We start from the raw sequence: 18480 nt of genomic DNA on the forward strand, positions 1-18480 counted from the left end.
GGCGGCGCCCGGCGCGCGGGAGGGTCCACCCCCGGGATGACGTCCCGTGGGGGGAGGCGCGAACGCGACCCCGGCGGATACGGTCTCAGTGTGGACCTCGCTGTGGACCTCACCGTGGACGACTCGCCCTTCCCCCGGCACTGGAGCCGTGCCAGGCTCGTCCGCCTCGACGCCCTGGGCGCGGCGGCGTACGCGTTCACGCTGCTGCTGTTCGGAATGGGGCGCCTGGACCCCGCGGTGCCCGGGTGGGCGGAGTTCCTGGTCCTGGCCGGGATCACCCTGCCGCTCGCGGTGCGGCGGCTGTGGCCGCTCACCGTCTTCTGCGCCGTCCTCGCGATGTCGCTGGTCTCCCTCGTCCTCCTCGGCACGGTGCACGACAGGTTCGCGGCGGCGGCCTTCGCGCTCTACCTGGTGGCGCTCACCCGGCCCCGGCCCCGGTGGGAGCCGACGATCGCGATCGGCGCCTGCGGCGCGGTGGCCGTCCTGCTGCTGTCGGCGGTGGGCACCCCCGCCCCGGCGCCCGGCGTCGTCGGGCCGCTGCTGGTGGGGGTGGCGCTCATGGGCGGCGCCTGGGTCGCGGGCCGCGCCGTGCGCGATCGGCGGGCGTACACGGCGCGGGCGGCCGAGCAGCTCGCGGGCCGGGCGGTGGCCGAGGAGCGGCTGCGGATCGCCCGCGAGATGCACGACGTGGTGGCGCACAGCATGAGCCTGATCGCGGTCAAGGCGGGCATCGCCAACCACGTCGCCGCCGTGCGGCCCGAGGAGGCCGCGGACGCGTTGCGCGTCATCGAGACCACGAGCAGGGGCGCCCTGGCGGAGATGCGCCAGCTGCTGGGAGTGCTCCGCTCCGACCTCGGCTCCTCCCCCGACCTCGCCCCCTCCCCGGGCCTCGCGGGTCTCGCCGCCCTCGCGGAGCGGGCGTCGATGGCCGGGGTACGCGTCGAGCTGGACGTCCGGGCGACCGGCCTGCCCGAGGGGGTGGAGCTGTCGGTGTACCGGATCGTCCAGGAGGCGCTGACCAACGTCGTCAGGCACGCCGCTCCCGCCCGGTGCCGGGTCTCGGTCGAGGCGTCCGGCGGCGAGGTCCTGGTCGAGGTCTCCGACGACGGCCCCGGCGAGCGGTTGCTGCCCGGCGGGCCGGGGCACGGGCTGATCGGGATGCGCGAGAGGGTGGTCATGTACGGCGGGAGCTTCGCGGCCGGGCGCCGCCCGGAGGGCGGGTTCGGGATCTCGGCCCGCATACCGTACGACTCGGCTCGCGTACCGCGCGACTCGGCCCGCGTACCGCACGAGAGGACGCAGGTGCCGCACGAGAGGACGCGCGTGCCGCACCGGGAGGCGCGCGTACCGGACGAGGGGACCCGCCCGCCGTCCCGGAAAACCCGCCCGGCGCGCGTGCCGTACGGGGAGACGGCCCCGTCACATGGACAGACGGCGGCGTCACACGGGGAGACACGTCCGCCGCACGGGGAGACCCCGTGATCCGGGTGCTCGTCGCCGACGACCAGGCGCTGCTGCGCGGGAGCTTCCGGGTGCTGGTGGACACCGCGCCCGACCTGGTGACGGTCGGCGAGGCCGGGACGGGCGCCGAGGCGGTGGAGCTGGCGCGCGGTGAGTCGCCGGACGTGGTGCTCATGGACGTGCGGATGCCGGAGATGGACGGCATCGAGGCGACCCGCCACATCTGCGGCCCGGCGGGCGTCCCGGGGGTGCGGGTGCTCATGCTCACCACGTTCGACCTGGACGAGTACGTCTACGCGGCGCTGCGGGCCGGGGCCGGCGGTTTCCTGCTCAAGGACACCCCGCCGGGCGACCTGCTGGCCGCGATCCGGGTGGTCGCCTCCGGTGAGGCGCTGCTCGCGCCGACGGTGACGCGGCGGCTCATCGCCGAGTTCTCCCGGCGTCCCGAACCGGCGCGCCCGGTGGCCCGCGAGCTCGACGGGATCACCGGGCGGGAGCTCGACGTGCTGGCGCTCATCGCGAGGGGGCTGTCCAACACGGAGATCGCCGATCATCTGACCCTGAGCCCGGCGACCGTGAAGACACACGTGGGCCGCCTGCTCGGCAAACTGGGCGCGCGCGACCGGGCCCAGCTCGTCATCGTCGCCTACGAGACGGGCCTGGTCACGGTGGGCCCACCCAGCCGGACCGGGCCTCGCGGCGCCTGACCCGCCCGAGGGGGCCCGCCCCGTCCGGAGCGGAGGGCCCGCCGTGGCGGCCCCTCCCGGGCACCGGACCGGCCGTGCCCGCCCGGTGTCCCCCGCCGCGCCGAGGTGGCGCGGCGGAGGGGCGCGGCGGAGCGCGGAGAGGGCTCGGGGGCAGGACACGGCGCGGGCGCGGCGAGGGCACCCGGCCGATCAGCGGGGCTCGCCGGTCCCGGTCGCGCGTTCCAGGACCTCCAGGACGGTCCCGGCGAGCAGCGCGAGCTTGTAGGAGTCACGGGCCGCCGGGGAACACCGGGCGGTGGCCAGCCCGGCCGCCCGGTCCAGGGGTTCGCCCGCCAGGAGCGCCTCCTCGACCTCGGGCAGGCGGAGGGGGACGCGGGCGACGCCCCCCGCGGCCACCCTGGCGAAGGTGATCCTCCCGTCGTCGTCGACGACGAGCCGCGCCGCCGCCTCCACCAGCGGCCACTCGGCCTCCGACCTGCCGATCGCCCGATGGTAGGCGGCCCGCTCCCCCGGTACGGGCGGCGGCAGGACGACGGAGAGCAGGATCTCACCCGGGGACAGCAGGTGGTCGCGGGAGGGGTCCGAGCCGTCTCCGTACAGGTCGGCGACCGGGAACGCCTCCCTGCCGTGCACCTCGACGGAGGCGTCGCAGGCGAGCAGCGCCACCGCCAGCGACGACGGGTGCGGCGCGACGCACGGGCCGGTGTCGAGGATCGCGGCGTTCGGGGCGAGCCCGGCGCGGGCCGGGCAGTGGTCGCCGCCGTCCTGGTGGCAGGAGAAGGCCGGGTTGCGGAAGTACGCGCAGCGGTTGCGCTGCAGCAGGTTGCCCCCGACGGTGGCCACCTCCCGGATCTGGGGGGTGGCCAGGCCCGCCGCCGTCAGCGTCAGGCAGGGGTGTTCGGCGGCGAGGCGCGCGTCGCGGGCCACCCGGGCGACCGTGGTCAGCGCGCCGATCCCGGCCGAGCCGTCCGGCCGCCAGGTGACGCCGGACAGGTCGGGCAGGCCGCGCAGGTCCACGTGCGGTCCCGCCGCGCGACGGCCCATCAGGTCGGTGCCTCCGGCGCGGAACTCGCCCCCGCGCCGCACGGCCTCGCCGAGGTCGGTGAGTACGGTCATCGAACACCTTCCAGTGTGGGAATCCAGGGGCCGCGCCGCGCGGAGGAGGCCGCCGGGCGGCTCCCGGCGGGGCCCGGCCGGCTCGGAAAGAGAATCACCGGCTGATTCCCTCGAGGAGCCGGTCGGGGCGGATGGGCAGGTCGTGGGGGCGCCAGCCGGTGGCGTTGTGGACGGCGTTGCCTACCGAGGCGGCCACGCCGACCGTGGAGATCTCGCCGACCCCGACGCCGTGGCCGTTGACGTGGTCCCACCCGTCGCGGTGGAAGTGCACGGTGATCTCCGGGGTGTCGCCGATGCCGGGAATGCGGTAGTCGTCGAGGTTCGCGGTCAGCACGGTCCCCGTCACCGGGTCGACGAGGCGCTCCTCGTACAGGGCGTAGCCGATGCCCTGCACGACGCCGCCCTCGCACTGGCTGCGCGCCAGCCGCTCGGCGTAGACGTGGCCCACCGCGATCCCGGCCCAGACCCGCAGCGGCCTGACGGCGCCCAGGCGGGTGTCGACCTCGACCTCGGTGACGTGGACGGAACCGCTGAACCCGCGGCCGATCGCCATGCCGCCCACCGGGAACGGGGTGACGTAGCCGCGCCGGTCGCGGCGGCGCCCGCCGACCACCTTGGCGCCGTCGGTCACGCCCAGCTCGCGCAGGCGCCGGGCGGCGTCGCGCGCGGCGGGGCCCACCGAGGCCGTGGTGCGGCTGCCGATCGAGGGCGGCCCGTGCACGGTGCCGGTCCTGCCGATCTCGACGCGGACGCGCTCGGCGGGCAGCCCGAGTTCCTCGCGCACGACGTCGGCGATGACGGTGCGGACGCCGGTCCCGATGTCCTGGGTCGTGGTGCGGGCCACGACCACGCCGCCCTCGACGCGCAGCTCCACCTCCGTGCCGGGGTCGAGCATGTAGGCCCAGTTGGCGGCGGCCACCCCGACGCCCCGGCGGAAGCGGCCCGTCTGGGAGCCGGTCCGCGGCCTGGTCGTCCACCCGGGCAGGGCCGCGGCCAGGTCGTAGAGGGCGTGCCGTTTGCGGTTGCCGTCCCAGCGCCGGCGCAGCGCGATCGGGTCCTCGCCCCGGCGGTGGGCCGCCTCGTCCACGGCCTGCTCCAGCGCCCAGAGCATGGGCGGCGCCCCCGGCCCGCGGAACGGGGTGCCGGGCGGCTCGTTGGTGACCACGTCGTAGTCGCGGAGCCGCCTGGGCGCGGTGCCGTACATGAGGCGGGCCATCACCGCGACGGCCGACCCGATGGCCACGCCGCCGCGCCCGTGGACGTCCATGGTGAGGGCGGCGAGGTCGCCCCGGTCGTCGGTGAGCAGTTCGAGGGTCGTACGGGTGCCGGGGCGGTTGCCCGCGTCGGTGAGCTCCTCGGCGCGGCTGAACACCACGCGCACCGGCGCCCCGCAGGCCCGCGCGAGCTCGACGGCGGCGATCGTCTCCGTGCCGACGCCGCTCTTGGCCCCGAAGCCGCCGCCGACGTGGTCGGCGACGACGTGCACCCGCCCGGCGGGCAGGTTCCACCGCTTGGCGGCCTGCTCGGCGGCCATGCCCACGGTCTGGGTGGACAGGTGCAGGTGCAGGTCGCCCTCGGCGTCCCAGCGGGCGACGCAGGCGTGCGGCTCCAGCGGGGTGTGGACCTGGACCGCGGTGGTGAACGTGCCGGTCACCAGGCGGGGGTCGGCGTCGCGCCTGGCGGCCTCGATCCGCTTGGCGGCGGTGCGCCCGCGCCAGCTCGCCCTGGTGAAGGGGCCGCGCACGTTGCCGTCCCAGTCGCCCGGCAGCTCCAGCCCCTCGCTGGAGCTGGGGACGTGCTTCCTGGCGGCCTCGTCGTAGACGGGCGGGGCGTCCGGCGCGTCGTCGAGCGCGGCGGGCATCGGGTCGTAGCCGATCTCCGCCGCCTCCGCGATCGCGAGCGCCTCGCGCCGGGTGGGGGCGGCGACGGCGGCGACGGGCTGGCCCGCGTAGCGGACGGTACGGTCGGGCGGCAGCAGGTCGACCACGTGGGCGGCGTCCACCCTGACCGAGGTGACACGGGCGTGCGCCCTCGCGGAGCGGATGACCACCCCTTCCAGCTGTCCCTCAAGACGCACGTCGGTGGTGTACCGGGCGCGGCCGGCGACCTTGTCCAGCGCCTCCACCCGGGCGGGCGTCCCCCCGGCGCCGTCGTGCTCCCCCCGGCAGGCGGCGGCGATCGCGGCGTAGATGCCCTCGTACGCGCCGCACCTGCACAGGTGACCGGCGAGGGCGGCGGCGATCCGCTCGCGGGGCGGCGCGACGTCGCCGTGCTCGGCGCGCCAGGCGTCGACGAAGGCGGCGCCCTCGACCGCGAACCCCGGCGTGCAGTAGCCGCACTGCAGGCCGTCGTGGACCGCGAGCGCCCGCTGGACGGGGTGGTCGAGTCCCTCGGCGGTGGTGATCTCGCGATCCTCCAGCGCGGCGGACGGCAGCAGGCAGCTCACCTGGGGCACCCCGTCCACCATGACCGTGCACGCGCCGCAGACTCCGGTACGGCAGGCGGCCTTGGCGCCGGTGAGGCCGAGTTCGTCGCGCAGGACATCTACGGCGGCATCGTCGGGGCCGGCGTCCACCGTGGCGGGCAGCCCGTTCACCGTGATCTTCATAGCTCTCCGGTTGACGTCGTCAACATCATGTTGACAGTGTCAACCAGGTACGTTGACGTTGTCAACACGAAAAGCCCGGAAGGTGGTCCCACGGTGGTGGACGACACCAGGACCCGCCTGGTCGAGAGCGCGCTGAGACTGCTGCGCGAGGGTGGCCTCGACGCCGTGACGCTGCGCGCCGTCGGCGACCTGGCCGGCCTGTCCCGCACGGCCCCCTACCGGCACTTCAGCGACAAGACCGCGCTGCTGGCGGCGCTCGCCGTCCGGGTCATCGCCGACCTCAGCGCGCACGTCGCCGCGGCGATCCTGGAGGGGACGGGCCCGCGCGACCGATTGCGGGCCTTCTACCTGAGCTATGTCGAGTACGCCACGACGCACCGCGAGGAGTACCGGCTGGTGTTCGCCGCGGAGTTCCTCGCCGGGGACCACCCGGAGCTGGAGACGGCGATCGACCAGGTGACGACCGCGCTCGGCATCCAGGGTCCCTGGGACGGGCCCGCGCCCAAGGCCCGGGTGATGGCCCTGCTCTCGACCGCCCACGGCCTCGCGGAGTTCGCGGTGGCCGGACAGCTGACGCACAAGGGAATCGGCTACGAGGACATCGTCGACGTCCTCGTGTCCCGCGACGGCGAGCCGTGACGGACGCGGCCGGGAGGCCGGCCGCCGACCGGTGAGCCCTGAAGGACACGGCCGGACACGGACCGGCCCGAGACACGTCAGCCGGGGACGGATCACCTGAGGACGGGCCGGCCGGAGCGGCGGACGTACCGGACGGGCCGCCGGCGGATCAGCCGGCGACGGTGTCCCTGGGGCCGCCGGAGGCGGGCGCGCCGAGGGTGGGAGCCCGGTCCCCGGGAGGGACGGGCAGGACCCCGCGCTCGGCGGCCTTCGCCACGTTGCGCAGCATCGGCCCGAAGATCAGGCTGTGGAAGGGCGCGACCGCCCACCAGTAGAGGTGCCCGGCCAGTCCGCGGGGGTGGAAGATCGCCCGCTGGCCGTAGACGGTCTCGCCCCGGTACGTGAGCACCCGCATCTCCAGCCAGGCGAGGCCGGGCAGGCGCATCTCCGCGCGCAGCCGCAGCAGGCGTCCGGGCTCGACCTCCTCGGCCCGCCAGAAGTCGACCGAGTCGCCCGCCCGGAGCCGCTTGGGGTCGCGGCGCCCCCTGCGCAGGCCCACGCCGCCGACCAGCCGGTCGAGGAGGCCGCGCAGGCTCCAGGCCAGCGGCAGGGAGTACCAGCCCGCCTCCCCGCCGACGGCCTCGACGACCGCCCACAGCGCCTCCGGCGAGGCGTCGACCCGGCGGGCCCGCGCGTCGACGTACAGGCTGCCGCCCGCCCAGTCGGGGTCGGTGGGCAGCGGGTCGCTCGGCGCGCCGGGGTAGGAGGCCGAGGACCAGCGGGTGAGGACCTTCGCCTCCTTGACGCGCTGGAGGGCGAGTTCGATCGCCCGCCGCAGCCCGATCAGGCCGTCGGGCGGATCCTCGACATAGCGGGCGATGTCGTGCTCGTCGCAGACGGCCTCGTTGCGCAGCGACTCCACCAGCGGGCGGGCCAGGCCCGCCGGGACCGGGGTGACCAGCCCCACCCAGTGGCTCGACAGGCCGGGGCTGAGCACCGGGACCGGGATGATCAGCCGGCGGGGCAGCCCGGCGACCTCGGCGTAGACCCGCATCATGTCGGCGTAGGTGAGCACGTCGGGGCCGCCGATGTCGAAGGAGCGGTTCACCTCCTCCTCGACGGAGGCCCAGGCCACGAGGTAGCGCAGCACGTCGCGGATCGCGATGGGCTGCGTCCTGGTGCTGACCCAGCGCGGCGTCGTCATCACGGGCAGCCGCTCGGTGAGGTAGCGCAGCATCTCGAAGGAGGCGGAGCCGGATCCGATGATGACCGCCGCCCGCAGCACCACCGCGGGTGTCGCGGAGCGCAGGAAGATCTCCCCCACCTCGACGCGGGAGCTCATGTGCGGCGAGAGCTTCTCGTCCGGCGCGGAGCCGCCGGAGTGCGAGCGCTTCCCCTTCGGCGCGGAGCCATCGGGGTGCGAGCGCCTCTCGTCCTGGACGAGACCTCCGGGGCGCGAGCGCTTCTCCTGCGACACGGAGCCACCGGGATGCGAGCGCTTCTCCTCCGGCGCGAGGCCATCGGAGCGCGAGTGCTTCTCCTCCGGGACGAGACCGCCGAGGTAGACGACGCGGCGGACCCCCGCGCGCTCGCACGCGGCGGCGAAGGTGGTGGCCGCCTCGCGGTCGGCGGCGGCGAAGTCGCTCCCCCCGCCCATCGTGTGGATGAGGTAGTAGACCACCTCGATGCCCTCAAGGGCCCTGGCGGCCTGCTCGGCGTCGGACGCGTCGGCCTGGGCGATCTCGACCCGGGAGGCCCACGGCTGGTCGCGCAGGCGGCCGGCCGACCTCACCATGCAGCGGACCTCATGACCCGCGTCCAGCAGTTCGGGGACGAGCCGCCCTCCGATGTATCCGGCCGCGCCGGTCACGAGACATCTCATTCACACATCTTCGTACGGCACCGCCCGGCGGTTGCGTCCGTGCCCGGACACGCCGCATTCGCCCCTTGAGTCAGAGTCTGTCCTCCGACTCGTGAGTCTCTCCTCCGGCTCGCGAGCCACCGCTCCGGCTCAGAGCCTCCGCTGGTACCCCTCGCGGACCTCCAGGAGAATCTCACGTGTGCGAGTGACCGGCTCGGCCTCGATGCACAGCCGCTCCATGACCTCCAGGTAGCTGTCGACGTCGTCGCGCTTCTCCAGGTAGACGGCGCTGGTGAGCTGCTCCATGTAGACGACGTCGGGCAGGTCGGGCTGGGAGAACCGCAGGATGCTGAAGGGCCCGCCGGCCGCGGCGTGGCCGCCGACGTGGAAGGGCACGATCTGGACGGTCACGTTGGGCAGCTCGAGCGCCTCCAGGATGTGGTCGATCTGCTCGCACATCGCCCGGGCCCCGCCGAGCGGGCGGCGCAGCACGGCCTCGTCGAGCACGGCCCACAGGTAGGGCGGATTCGGGCGGTGCAGCAGCCGCTGGCGTGCCATCCGCAGCTTCACCCTGCGGTCCACCTCCTCGGAGGAGGCCGAGGGGAAGCCCAGCCGGACGACGGCCCGCGCGTAGCCCTCGCTCTGCAGCAGGCCGGGCACGAACTGCACCTCGTAGTTGCGGATGCCCGCGGCCGACTCCTCCAGGCCCACGTACGTCTCGAACCAGGAGGGCAGCACGTCGTTGTAGTTGTGCCACCAGCCGGTGAGGTTCGCCTTCTCGATGAGGGAGAGCAGCGGCTCGCGCTCGGCGTCGCTGGTCACCCCGTACAGGGTGAGCAGGTCGGCCACGTCCCTGATCCGGAAGCTGACCCTGCCGTGCTCCATGCGGCTGACCTTGGAGTGCGAGGCGCGGATGGAGTGCCCCGCCTCCTCCAGCGTGATGCCCCGCTGCTCGCGCAGGCGGCGGAGCTGCGCGCCCAGGACGATCCGCAGCACGGTGGAGCTCCCCCGTGGCGCTGCCATGGGGGTTGGACTGACCGGCCGACCGTCGGCGTTGGGTGTGATCATCTACAGTCCTTCGGGCGCGGAACGCGAGCCTCTGCGCACTCTTTGTGGCGATCGCGACCCTTCACGGTACTCCGCCCACCGCACCCAGACCATAGAGAGTTTTATTTTTCAATCACAGTCCCGATCCTCAGCCGATCAGGTCGTCGAACTCCCCGCCCTTCACCCCGCGGACGAAGTCGTCGGCCTCGCCGCGGGTGTAGATCAGCGCGGGCCCCTCGGGATCGCGGGAGTTGCGCATCGCGACCCTGCCGTCGGGAAGCTCCGCGAGTTCCACGCAGTTGCCGCTGGGGTTGCTGAAGTGGCTCTTGCGCCAGACGACGCCGTCCATCAGGGCGGCCGACATGCCGTTGTACAGCTGGTTCATCCTCGCCTCTCACCGTTCGGGGAGGGAAACAACACTCCGAGCATAGAGCTTTTTGTGCAGATGCACGTGCATCTGTACTTGCCTATGCACATTACGGAAGGCAAGATGACTAGACGGATCAACCTCGCCATACGATCGCCCCCCTCCGCAAGGTCGCCGATGACTGGTTACCAAAGACACGAAGCCACACCTATCCGAGCTGAGATCGGAGGGTGGGAACGGTGGTTGTCGATGCTTGATCACCTACTCCCCCCGAACGGCCTGCCCCCCTGGGCCGGACACGAGGGCCACGCCGGCCAGCTGCAGATGGCCGTACGCAGTCTTCGCTACGATCCCTGCGCGGCACGGACCGCCCGCGAGTTCACCGCCAGGTCCCTGCGGGCCTGGGAGCTGGAGCCGCTGATCGACGACACCGGCGTCGTGGTCTCCGAGCTCGTGACCAACGCCCTGCGCCACGGCACCCGGGGTGTCCTGCACGCCCGTTCCTTCCCCGAGGTCAAGGTGATCCTCTGCCACACCGAGCGCTCGGTGCTGTGCGCGGTCACCGACCCCAGCGACCAGGGCCCCTGCCTGCGCGAGCCCGACTACGAGGCGGAGAACGGCCGGGGGCTCCTGATGGTCGACGGCGTCAGCGAGACGTGGGGCTGGGCTCCGCTGGAGAACCGAGGCAAGGCGGTGTGGGCTGCCTTCGCGCTGCCCCCGGCGGGGGAACGCCACCTGGAGGCCTGCCACTGACGACACCGGAGAGCCCGCCGCGGGTCCGTCACCGGCGGCACGTGAGACCCGGCCGACGGCGACCCGGCCCGTCCCCGGCGAGGGGGCGCGGGGCAGGGGACGGACGGCCGAGTGCCCAGAAAGTGTCATGAACAGAAGGAGACTCTGACAAGAAATACAGCACCGCGTGGGCGGAAGGTCGATAATGTCCGCTGAAACCGCATGGCTGGACGGAGGACCTCATGACGTCGCCGCGACCTGAGCGCGTCAGGTTCGACCCCACGATCCCGAACGCGGGCCGGATAACCGACTACTTCCTGGGTGGCAAGGACAACTTCGCCACCGACCGCGCCGCCGCGCAGGCGGCGCTCTCGATCGCCCCCGAGCTGCCCGCCATGTCGCGGGAGGGGCGCAGGTTCCTCGACCGCGCCGTACGGTTCCTCGTACAGGCCGGTATCCGCCAGTTCGTCGACATCGGCTGCGGCCTGCCGACCCAGGGCAGCGTGCACCAGGTCCTGCGCGGCGTCGCACCCGAGGCGCGGGTCGTCTACGTCGACAACGATCCGATGGTCGTCGTCCACGCCCAGGCACTCCTGAAGGAGAACAGCCCGGCCACGGTCATCGAGGCGGACATCCGCGACCCGGAGCGGCTCCTGGCGCATCCCGGCCTCACCGACATGATCGACCTCGACGAGCCCGTGGCGATCCTGCTGTTCGCGGTCCTGACCGACCTGCCCGACGACGTGCAGGCCATGCAGGTCACGGCCGCGCTACAGAAGGCCGTCGTGCCGGGCAGCTACATGGCCGTCTCCCACGCGGTCTCGGACCTGTGCCCGGAGAGGACCGCGCGGCTCGCCGCCCTCTTCCAGGACAGCGGGTCGATCACCGGTCCCCGGCGGACGAACCTGCGGACCAAAGCCGAGGTCGAGCTCTTTCTCGACGGGCTGCGGCCGGTCGAGCCGGGCGTCGTCTACCTCCCGGAATGGCGGCCGGAGGGCGCGGCACCCCACCGGCCGGACTCCGTTTGGGTCGTCGGCGGAGTGGCCCGCAAGGAATAGACTTTCTTGGAAAACAAGCACGTTTTTCATGCACGAACCGCGCCTTGACACCTGTTCACACATCGTGAGGTTCCTTAGTGTCACAGGCAACAGAGGAGTCGACACATGAGCGATGCGTCCCGGCGGCCGGGGGCGGGCCTGGACACCAGCGTTCCCAACATCGCCAGGATGAACAACTACTTCCTCGGCGGTAAGGACAACTTCGCCGCCGACCGCAGGGCGGCCGAGGAGGTGCTCGCCATCGCGCCCGAGGTCAGGGAGATGACGCACGAGGCCCAGGCGTTCCTGGGCCGGATCACGCGCTATCTCGTCGAGGAGGGCATGACCCAGTTCGTCGTCATCGGCTCCGGGCTGCCCAACCGCCGCAACGTCCACCAGGTGGCCCAGGAGATCGTGCCCGACACGCGCGTGGTCTACGTCTCCAACGACCCGGTGGTGCTCTCCCACGCCCGCGCCACGCTGGCCACCAACCCTCACACCGGCGTCGTCGAGGGTGACGTCATGCACCCCGGCGAGCTGCTCACCGACCCGGAACTGCTGCGCCTGATCGACCTGGACCTGCCGCTGGCCGTGCTGATCCTGTCGGCCCTGCAGTTCATCCCCGACGAGGACGACCCGCACAAGAGCGTGGCCGTCCTTCGCGACGCGGTGCCGGTCGGCAGCCACTTCGCCATCGGCCACGTCGTCTTCGACACGCGCCCCGAGGCCCGGGGCCCGGTGGTCGAGATCTTCCAGCGGGTCCTCGGCCGCGGCGAGGACGCCTCGCGGCGGAGCGAGCAGGTGCTGCGCTTCTTCGACGGGCTGGACCTGGTCGACCCCGGCCTGGTCTACCTACGCCACTGGCGTCCCGACAACCCCCTCACCGCGCAGGGCCGCGACAGGACGTGGACGATGGGCGGGGTGGCCCGCAAGTCCACGGGCTGACCCGGCTCCGGCCTCGGGTCCCGCCCTCCCGCCCCCGGCCCCGCGGGCCTCTGCCGCCCGGCCTCGCGGGCCGCCTTCCCACCGGACCCGGCGGACCCTCCCGCCCGGCCCTCGCGGCCCCCTGCCGTCCCGCCTAGCCCGCGACCAGGAGGTCGTCGCGCTCGACGGCCTCCAGGGAGAGTGTCTTGTAGCCGACCTCGTCGAACAGCACGGTGATCCGGTCGCTCTCCCTGCTCATCACCATCCCCGGGCCCCAGGCGCTGTGCCGCACCCGGGCGTGCATCGCGAAGGGCCCCTCCTCCCCCGCCCCCGTCGCGGCCTCCGGCTCGCCGGGGAGGCCGGCGCGGCAGGTGTCGCAGGCCTCGCAGCCGCGCTCGCGCGGCTCCCCGAAGTATTCGAGCAGGAAGCGTCGGCGGCAGCCCGTCGTCTCCGCGTACGCGCGCATCATGTCGATCCGGGAGTCGTCGATGCGGCGCCGGGTGTCGTCCAGCTCGACGGCGCGCGCCGTGGCCGCCTCGGGCTCGGGCCCGTCGGGCACCGGGCGCAGGTCTCCCTCGCCGGTGACCTCGATCGCGCTCGCCCGCTCCAGCAGGTTGACCAGCCGGGTGAGCCGGGTGGCGCCGACGCCGAGCAGGGTTCGCAGCTCTCCCGCCGGTACGGTGCCGCCGTGCTCGTGCACCAGCGTGGCGACCCGCAGCAGGAGCTCCTCGTCGGCCCGTCCCCCGGCGAAGAACCTGCGCAGCCCGAGGTCCTCGGAGCGGTAGAACAGCACCGCGGCGGCGGGCTCGCCGTCCCGCCCGGCCCGGCCGATCTCCTGGTAGTAGGAGTCCGGCGACTCCGGCGGGGCGGCGTGCAGCACGAACCGCACGTCCGGCTTGTCGATGCCCATGCCGAACGCCGACGTCGCGACCACGACGTCCAGCTCGTCGTCGCGGAACATCTCGTGGATCCTGTGGCGCTCGGCCGCCTTCATCCCCGCGTGGTACGGCTCGGCCCTGCGACCGGCCTCGCGCAGCGCGGTGGCGTACTCCTCGGCGGCGCGGCGGGTGGCGACGTAGACCAGCCCGAGCCCGGAGCGCGACGCCGCGTCCTCCACCAGCGCCCGCCTCAGGTCCTCCTGGGTGACGAAGCGGCGCACCTCCAGGTCGATGTTGGGCCGGTCGAAGCCCCGCACGATCTGGCGGACGTTCCTCAGGCCGAGGGCGGCGATGATCTCCTCGCGCACCGCCGGCGCGGCCGTCGCGGTCAGCGCCACCACCGGCGGATGCCCCAGCCGCTCGATGACCTGGCCCAGCCTCAGATAGTCGGGCCGGAAGTCGTGCCCCCACGCCGACACGCAGTGCGCCTCGTCCACGGCGATCAGCGACGGACGCGCGGCGCGCAGCCGCTCGACCGTCTCCGGCTTGGCGAGCTGCTCGGGTGAGAGGAACACGAACTCGGCCGCGCCCGCGCGTACGGCCTCCAGGGACGCCTCGCCGCCGGACTGGGCGGAGTTGACCGCGACCGCCCCGCCCGCGTCGGCCTCGGCCAGCCCGGCGACCTGGTCGCGCTGGAGGGCGATGAGCGGTGAGACGACGACGGTGGGCCCGTCGAGCAGCAGGGCCGGTACCTGGTAGACGGCCGACTTGCCGCTGCCGGTGGGCATGACCACGAGGGCGTCGCCCCCGCCCAGCAGGTGGCGCATGGCGTCGAGCTGCCCGGGCCGCAGGTCCCGCCAGCCGAAGACCTTGCGGGCCACCGCCCGCAGCCTCCGCGCCCTCGGTCCGAACCGGTCCTTGATGTTCATGCCCTCCGCCTTCCCGCCGTGTGTCGGCCAGTTACCCGCGGATCGGGGCGCTAGTCGCACGGCGTCCCCTTGATCGCCGGATGGCACGAGACGGGTATGGGCGGGTATGGGCGGGCGGCGAACGCGAGTGGAAGACGGCCGCGGAACTACGCCCGGCCTGTCGGTGGCGCGCCGACCAGGGCGAGGAGCCGGTGGAAGCGCGTCGGCGGGCCGGGGAACCGGGCGGGTGGAAAGCGTGCGGGAGGCCGGGGCGAGCCGGAGCGGGTGAGGGGCGCGTGCGAGCCGCGGGTGAGGGGCGCCCGCACGGGCACCCCTCACCCGGTCGGACCACCCCGGCCGTCCGGTCGAATCGCTCAGGCCGTCCGGTCGGACCGCTTCGGTCGGACCGCTTCGATCGGACCGTGACCTGGCCGGCCGGGCCGCTTCGATCAGATCGCTTCGGTCGGATCGCGACCCGGCCGGTCGGGCCACGACGGCCGCCGGGGCCGTCGTGGCCGTCACGAGCGTCGCGTCACCGCGGTCACTTCGGCGTGAGCACCGTGTCGACGAGGTAGACGACGGCGTTGGAGGTCTGGATGTTGCCGCAGACGACCTTGGCGCCGTTGACGGTGAAGTCCTCACCGGAGCCCGCGACGGTCAGCGTTCCTCCCTGCATCGTGGTCAGTTCGCCGCTGGTCAGGTCCTCGGGTCCCTTCTTTCCCTCGACCACGTGGTAGGTCAGGACCTTGGTCAGCTGTGCCTTGTCGGCCAGGAGCTTGTCGAGCTTGTCCTTCGGGATCTTGGCGAACGCGTCGTTGGTGGGCGCGAACACCGTGATGTCCTTGGCGGAGTTGAGCGTCTCGGTCAGACCGGCCTGCTCGACCGCCTGGGCGAGAGTGGACAGGGCGGGGTTGGAGGCGACCGCGGTGGCGACCGGCTGCGAGGCCATCTCGCTGAGGCTGCCCTCGCCGCTGGCGGGCAGGGACGCGCACCCGGGGCCGAACGGCTCCGTCATCGCGCCCGAGGGTTCGGGCGACATGCTGTCCGTCGGCAGAGCCGTGTCCGACGGGATCGGCGTGGGAGAGAAGACGCGCGCGTCGGCGGCGACGGCCTGCGCGGCGGGGACGGCGGTCAGGGCGAGCACGGTCAGGGCCGATGCCAGAAGAGACTTCTGTTTCACGGTTATCTCCTTGTTTGGGCGGATGAGCCATCCGGGTCCGTCGGCGGGTTCCCGAGCCACTCATGTCCTGTATTGGAGATCAATTCCCTGAGATTTGGTGCTAAATGCCCCACTAGAAGACTCTTGACCACATATCTCCCGAGAAAGATGGCCATTTTCCTTTCGTCAGGGCGTTATTTCGGGCGTGCCGGATCCCCGTAGAGTGGGAATCATGAGCCCGAAGATCGCAACCAACGAGGTCGTCTCCCGCGACCGGCTTCTGGATTTCCTCCGCGACCGCCACCGCGCGCTGGTCATCACGACGCGGCGCGACGGCAGGCCGCAGGCGTCCCCGGTGACCTGCGGCGTCGACTCCGAGGGCCGGATCGTGGTGTCCACCTATCCCGAGCGCGCCAAGACCTCCAACGCCCGCCGCGACGCGCGGGTCAGCGTCGTGGTCCTGTCGGACGACTTCGACGGTCCCTGGGTGCAGGTGGACGGCACCGCCGAGGTCCTCGACCTGCCGGAGGCCCTCGAACCGCTGGTCGACTACTACCGGTCGATCTCCGGTGAGCACCCCGACTGGGACGAGTACCGAGCGGCCATGACGAGGCAGGGCAAGTCACTGCTGCGCGTCACCCCGGAGCGCTGGGGCCCCATCGCCACCGGCGGCTTCCCCGCCCGGCTGGCCTGAGGACCGCCCGGCCGGCCTGAGGGCACCCAGGCCTGAGGACACCCGGTCGGCCTGGGCCACACCCCGCACCCGGCCGGCCTGAACACACCCGCCCGGCTTGAGGAGCGTCCCCCAGGTCAGGCGCCCAGATCGGCCAGGACCGCGTCGGCCGCCCGGCGCCCCGAGACCAGGGCGCCCTGCTGCGAGCCGGTGTCGCGGTGGTCCCCGCACACGTAGCGGCCCGGCGCGAGGCGCACCGGGCGCCGCAGCCGGAACGGCGGCACCATCGCGGGCAGCGCCTCCCTGACGGCGTACGTCGCCAGATGCTCCCAGTCCGAGGTGTCGGTCCCGTAGATCTGCGACAGCCGCGCCCTGACCCGGGGCTCGTCCGCGCCGGAGAGGACTCCCAGCACCGACGTGGAGACCAGCGCGCGGCCCGGCGGGGCGTACTCGGGCGCGGCGTCGCTGATGACCAGGGTGTCGGTGATGTGGCCCTCCGCGTCGATGATCTGCGTGGGGTCGTCCATGGGGGAGCGGGAGGCGGCGTGGTAGAAGGTCGTCACCGAGCGCATCTCCGGGATCTCCAGCCCCGGGCAGAGCGTGGCGGCCGTGGCGGGATCGGTGGCCACCACCACGGCGCGGGCCGGGATTGTCGCGCCCCCGGCCGTCTCCACCCCCTCCCCGGTCACGGCGGCGACCGGCGTGCCCAGCGCGAGCGTCCCCGGGGGTAGGCGGGCGGCGAGCTGCCGGGGGATCTCCCCCATGCCGGGCGCGGGCACCCCGACCGTTCCCCGGGCGAAGGCGCGCCAGATGAGGTGGAAGAAACGGCTGGAGGTCTCCAGCTCCCGCTCCAGGACGACACCCGACAGGAACGGGCGGATCAGCTTCTCGACCATCCTCGGCGAGACGCCCCAGTGCCGCAGTTCCTCGCGCGTGGTGCGCTCGCGCCCGTCGCGCAACCGGCTCACCGGCAGCAGGACGTCCCGCGCGGTCAGCGCCGCCAGGGCCGCCTTGTCGGCCGGTGAGCCCACGTCGGCCAGGAGCCCGCTGAGCGCCTGGCCCGGATGGCGCCAGGGCAGCATGAACCGCTCCCGCCGTCCCCTCTCGAAGGAGATCAGGCCGGACGGGATCGGGCGCAGGTCCAGCGCGGCGACGTCGAGGACCCGGGCGGCCTCCGGGTAGGCGGTGTTGAACACCTGGAAGCCGTGGTCCAGCCGGAAGCCGTCCACGACGTCGGTGCGTACCCGGCCGCCCACCTCGTCCGCCGCCTCGACGACGCGGACCTCCACTCCCGCCGAGCGCAGCCGGAGGGCGCACGCGAGACCGGCGAGCCCCGCACCGACGATGACCACCGTGTCCGGCATGACGCGTCCCCCCGAGTCGACGGCGGCACGGAGCCGTGGGCCGTGGAGGCCGCGGGTCCGTGGAGTCCCCCGGTGAGGGATCCGCCGTCCATGTCTTCGAGCGGACGGGGGCCGGGGGTTGCGCCCGCCCGCTCCGTTCCCCGTACGGCCTACCCCAGCTGCACGGTGATCTCTCCCCCGAGCCGGAAACCCCCGGTCAGCTCCAGGTCGTCGCCGCTCCAGAACCGGCCGGGGTCGTACCAGTTGGGGCGCCGTCCTCCCGGCAGCAGCCCCATGGCCTCGTACGTGACCGCGACGACCTCGGCGCAGTAGGCGCTCTCCAGGGCGCTCTCCTCCGCGCCCCGCTTGAAGAGCTTGGGCACCCGCCCCTTCATCCAGCGGCCGGCGAGCCTGGCCGTCGACGGGAAGGGCGTGCCGTCCAGCCGGGCGACGGTGCGCAGGACGGCGTCCTCCATCTCGCGGGGAGGCTGCGGCTCCAGCTGCCGCAGCCAGCCGCGCTGGCCGTATCTGGTCGCCCAGACCGTGACCGCCTCCCGCAGGTCGTGCAGCTGGACGCCGCGCTGGTGGGTTCCCGACCACAGGTCGGGCAGGGAGCGGCCCAGCTCCGCGTGCCACATCAGGGGTGGCATGTCGTCGATGACGACCGACATGCCGACGTGGTTGACGGGGCTGTTCGTCATGGTCTGGATGGCTCGGTCGGGCACCGTTCGGCCGCGGAACAGCCACACGTCGCCGGTGCGGGTCAAATTGACGGCCTCATCGAGGCTGATGCTCTTGCCGGACATTCCGATAGCGTAGGCACATGCGATGGTGGAAGATACTCGGTCTGGCAGGAGTGGCGGGCGTCGCGGCCACGGGGGTCGTGATCGCGCGGGCCGAGCGCCGGCGGCAGGCCTACACCCCGGACGAGATCCGCACCCGCCTCCGCGCCCGCCTGGAGGAGTCCGGGGGAGAGCCCGCCAAGCCGGACCTGAAGATCGTCGGCCCCGCCGACCAGGCACCCTAGCCCCCGGCCCCCTC

17 protein-coding genes are annotated in these 18480 nt (G+C 73.4%); 8 read left to right on the plus strand and 9 right to left on the minus strand.

Annotated elements, in window-relative coordinates; all coding sequences use genetic code 11:
* The first annotated feature begins 90 nt into the window (after positions 1–90).
* Both ACFFRH_RS29375 and ACFFRH_RS29380 read left to right on the plus strand, forming a co-directional pair.
* Complete coding sequence (locus ACFFRH_RS29375) at positions 91–1482, plus strand: sensor histidine kinase (protein ID WP_386160982.1); 1392 nt, start codon at positions 91–93, stop codon at positions 1480–1482.
* A complete protein-coding gene (locus ACFFRH_RS29380) occupies positions 1479–2168 on the plus strand; it encodes a response regulator (RefSeq protein ID WP_386160983.1) in 690 nt (229 codons plus the stop codon). Before ACFFRH_RS29375 ends, ACFFRH_RS29380 begins: the two co-directional genes overlap by 4 nt.
* Before the next feature lie 189 nt (positions 2169–2357).
* Here ACFFRH_RS29380 and ACFFRH_RS29385 read toward each other — a convergent pair whose 3' ends face one another.
* Both ACFFRH_RS29385 and ACFFRH_RS29390 read right to left on the minus strand, forming a co-directional pair.
* Positions 2358–3284 (minus strand): FAD binding domain-containing protein, encoded by a 927-nt coding sequence (locus tag ACFFRH_RS29385; protein WP_344747457.1) that lies wholly within the window; start codon positions 3282–3284, stop codon positions 2358–2360.
* Between the two features lie 94 nt (positions 3285–3378).
* Positions 3379–5892, minus strand: coding sequence for a molybdopterin-dependent oxidoreductase (locus ACFFRH_RS29390; protein WP_344747458.1), 2514 nt, complete (start codon positions 5890–5892; stop codon positions 3379–3381).
* A gap of 96 nt (positions 5893–5988) precedes the next feature.
* On the opposite strand from ACFFRH_RS29390, the gene ACFFRH_RS29395 reads away from it, so the two are divergent.
* The gene (locus ACFFRH_RS29395; RefSeq protein WP_386160984.1) at positions 5989–6531 is read left to right on the plus strand and encodes a TetR/AcrR family transcriptional regulator; all 543 of its coding nucleotides are present in this window, start codon (positions 5989–5991) and stop codon (positions 6529–6531) included.
* Between the two features lie 148 nt (positions 6532–6679).
* Here the strand turns inward: ACFFRH_RS29395 and ACFFRH_RS29400 are convergent, their stop codons facing one another.
* The 3 genes from ACFFRH_RS29400 to ACFFRH_RS29410 all read right to left on the minus strand — a co-directional run bounded on the left by ACFFRH_RS29400 (position 6680) and on the right by ACFFRH_RS29410 (position 9803).
* Positions 6680–8392 (minus strand): SDR family oxidoreductase, encoded by a 1713-nt coding sequence (locus ACFFRH_RS29400; protein WP_386160985.1) that lies wholly within the window; start codon positions 8390–8392, stop codon positions 6680–6682.
* Positions 8393–8521: 129 nt separating this feature from the next.
* Positions 8522–9439 carry a Sco1979 family transcriptional regulator gene (locus tag ACFFRH_RS29405; protein WP_344747461.1) on the minus strand — a complete coding sequence of 306 codons (918 nt, stop codon included), beginning with the start codon at positions 9437–9439 and terminating at the stop codon, positions 8522–8524.
* 127 nt (positions 9440–9566) lie between these two features.
* A complete protein-coding gene (locus ACFFRH_RS29410; protein ID WP_344747462.1) occupies positions 9567–9803 on the minus strand; it encodes a DUF397 domain-containing protein in 237 nt (78 codons plus the stop codon).
* Between the two features lie 231 nt (positions 9804–10034).
* On the opposite strand from ACFFRH_RS29410, the gene ACFFRH_RS29415 reads away from it, so the two are divergent.
* The 3 genes from ACFFRH_RS29415 (at position 10035) to ACFFRH_RS29425 (ending at position 12499) form a co-directional block, all read left to right on the plus strand.
* Positions 10035–10538 (plus strand): ATP-binding protein, encoded by a 504-nt coding sequence (locus ACFFRH_RS29415; RefSeq protein WP_344747464.1) that lies wholly within the window; start codon positions 10035–10037, stop codon positions 10536–10538.
* Between the two features lie 221 nt (positions 10539–10759).
* Entirely contained in the window at positions 10760–11575 is an 816-nt protein-coding gene (locus tag ACFFRH_RS29420) for an SAM-dependent methyltransferase (protein ID WP_344747465.1), read from the plus strand.
* Between the two features lie 105 nt (positions 11576–11680).
* Positions 11681–12499, plus strand: a complete 819-nt coding sequence (locus tag ACFFRH_RS29425; RefSeq protein ID WP_386160986.1) for an SAM-dependent methyltransferase — start codon at positions 11681–11683, stop codon at positions 12497–12499.
* Positions 12500–12632: 133 nt separating this feature from the next.
* Here ACFFRH_RS29425 and ACFFRH_RS29430 read toward each other — a convergent pair whose 3' ends face one another.
* Positions 12633–14285 (minus strand): RecQ family ATP-dependent DNA helicase, encoded by a 1653-nt coding sequence (locus tag ACFFRH_RS29430; protein ID WP_386160987.1) that lies wholly within the window; start codon positions 14283–14285, stop codon positions 12633–12635.
* Between the two features lie 520 nt (positions 14286–14805).
* Positions 14806–15444 (minus strand): fasciclin domain-containing protein, encoded by a 639-nt coding sequence (locus ACFFRH_RS29435; RefSeq protein ID WP_386160988.1) that lies wholly within the window; start codon positions 15442–15444, stop codon positions 14806–14808.
* 211 nt (positions 15445–15655) lie between these two features.
* On the opposite strand from ACFFRH_RS29435, the gene ACFFRH_RS29440 reads away from it, so the two are divergent.
* Positions 15656–16117 carry a PPOX class F420-dependent oxidoreductase gene (locus ACFFRH_RS29440; protein WP_386160989.1) on the plus strand — a complete coding sequence of 154 codons (462 nt, stop codon included), beginning with the start codon at positions 15656–15658 and terminating at the stop codon, positions 16115–16117.
* 116 nt (positions 16118–16233) lie between these two features.
* Here the strand turns inward: ACFFRH_RS29440 and ACFFRH_RS29445 are convergent, their stop codons facing one another.
* Together ACFFRH_RS29445 and ACFFRH_RS29450 are read right to left on the minus strand one after the other, a co-directional pair.
* Positions 16234–17460: an NAD(P)/FAD-dependent oxidoreductase gene (locus ACFFRH_RS29445; protein ID WP_386160990.1), complete on the minus strand. Its 1227-nt coding sequence runs from the start codon at positions 17458–17460 to the stop codon at positions 16234–16236.
* 149 nt (positions 17461–17609) lie between these two features.
* Positions 17610–18245, minus strand: coding sequence for a hypothetical protein (locus ACFFRH_RS29450; protein ID WP_386160991.1), 636 nt, complete (start codon positions 18243–18245; stop codon positions 17610–17612).
* A gap of 17 nt (positions 18246–18262) precedes the next feature.
* Here ACFFRH_RS29450 and ACFFRH_RS29455 point away from each other — a divergent pair, with 17 nt between their 5' ends.
* Entirely contained in the window at positions 18263–18466 is a 204-nt protein-coding gene (locus tag ACFFRH_RS29455) for a hypothetical protein (protein WP_344748753.1), read from the plus strand.
* Positions 18467–18480: the final 14 nt, after the last annotated feature.

Origin of the sequence: Streptosporangium vulgare (assembly GCF_042428775.1) — a bacterium.
Classification (GTDB): domain Bacteria; phylum Actinomycetota; class Actinomycetes; order Streptosporangiales; family Streptosporangiaceae; genus Streptosporangium; species Streptosporangium vulgare.

Excerpts from the sequence above, each read along its gene's own strand:
- ACFFRH_RS29410 (WP_344747462.1), bottom strand. The coding sequence starts at position 9,803 with ATGAACCAGCTGTACAACGGCATGTCGGCCGCCCTGATGGACGGCGTC.
- ACFFRH_RS29390 (WP_344747458.1), bottom strand. The coding sequence starts at position 5,892 with ATGAAGATCACGGTGAACGGGCTGCCCGCCACGGTGGACGCCGGCCCC.
- ACFFRH_RS29450 (WP_386160991.1), bottom strand. The coding sequence starts at position 18,245 with ATGTCCGGCAAGAGCATCAGCCTCGATGAGGCCGTCAATTTGACCCGC.
- ACFFRH_RS29385 (WP_344747457.1), bottom strand. The coding sequence starts at position 3,284 with ATGACCGTACTCACCGACCTCGGCGAGGCCGTGCGGCGCGGGGGCGAG.
- ACFFRH_RS29405 (WP_344747461.1), bottom strand. The coding sequence starts at position 9,439 with ATGATCACACCCAACGCCGACGGTCGGCCGGTCAGTCCAACCCCCATG.
- ACFFRH_RS29430 (WP_386160987.1), bottom strand. The coding sequence starts at position 14,285 with ATGAACATCAAGGACCGGTTCGGACCGAGGGCGCGGAGGCTGCGGGCG.
- ACFFRH_RS29445 (WP_386160990.1), bottom strand. The coding sequence starts at position 17,460 with ATGCCGGACACGGTGGTCATCGTCGGTGCGGGGCTCGCCGGTCTCGCG.
- ACFFRH_RS29415 (WP_344747464.1), top strand. The coding sequence starts at position 10,035 with ATGCTTGATCACCTACTCCCCCCGAACGGCCTGCCCCCCTGGGCCGGA.
- ACFFRH_RS29420 (WP_344747465.1), top strand. The coding sequence starts at position 10,760 with ATGACGTCGCCGCGACCTGAGCGCGTCAGGTTCGACCCCACGATCCCG.
- ACFFRH_RS29440 (WP_386160989.1), top strand. The coding sequence starts at position 15,656 with ATGAGCCCGAAGATCGCAACCAACGAGGTCGTCTCCCGCGACCGGCTT.
- ACFFRH_RS29425 (WP_386160986.1), top strand. The coding sequence starts at position 11,681 with ATGAGCGATGCGTCCCGGCGGCCGGGGGCGGGCCTGGACACCAGCGTT.
- ACFFRH_RS29455 (WP_344748753.1), top strand. The coding sequence starts at position 18,263 with ATGCGATGGTGGAAGATACTCGGTCTGGCAGGAGTGGCGGGCGTCGCG.
- ACFFRH_RS29400 (WP_386160985.1), bottom strand. The coding sequence starts at position 8,392 with ATGAGATGTCTCGTGACCGGCGCGGCCGGATACATCGGAGGGCGGCTC.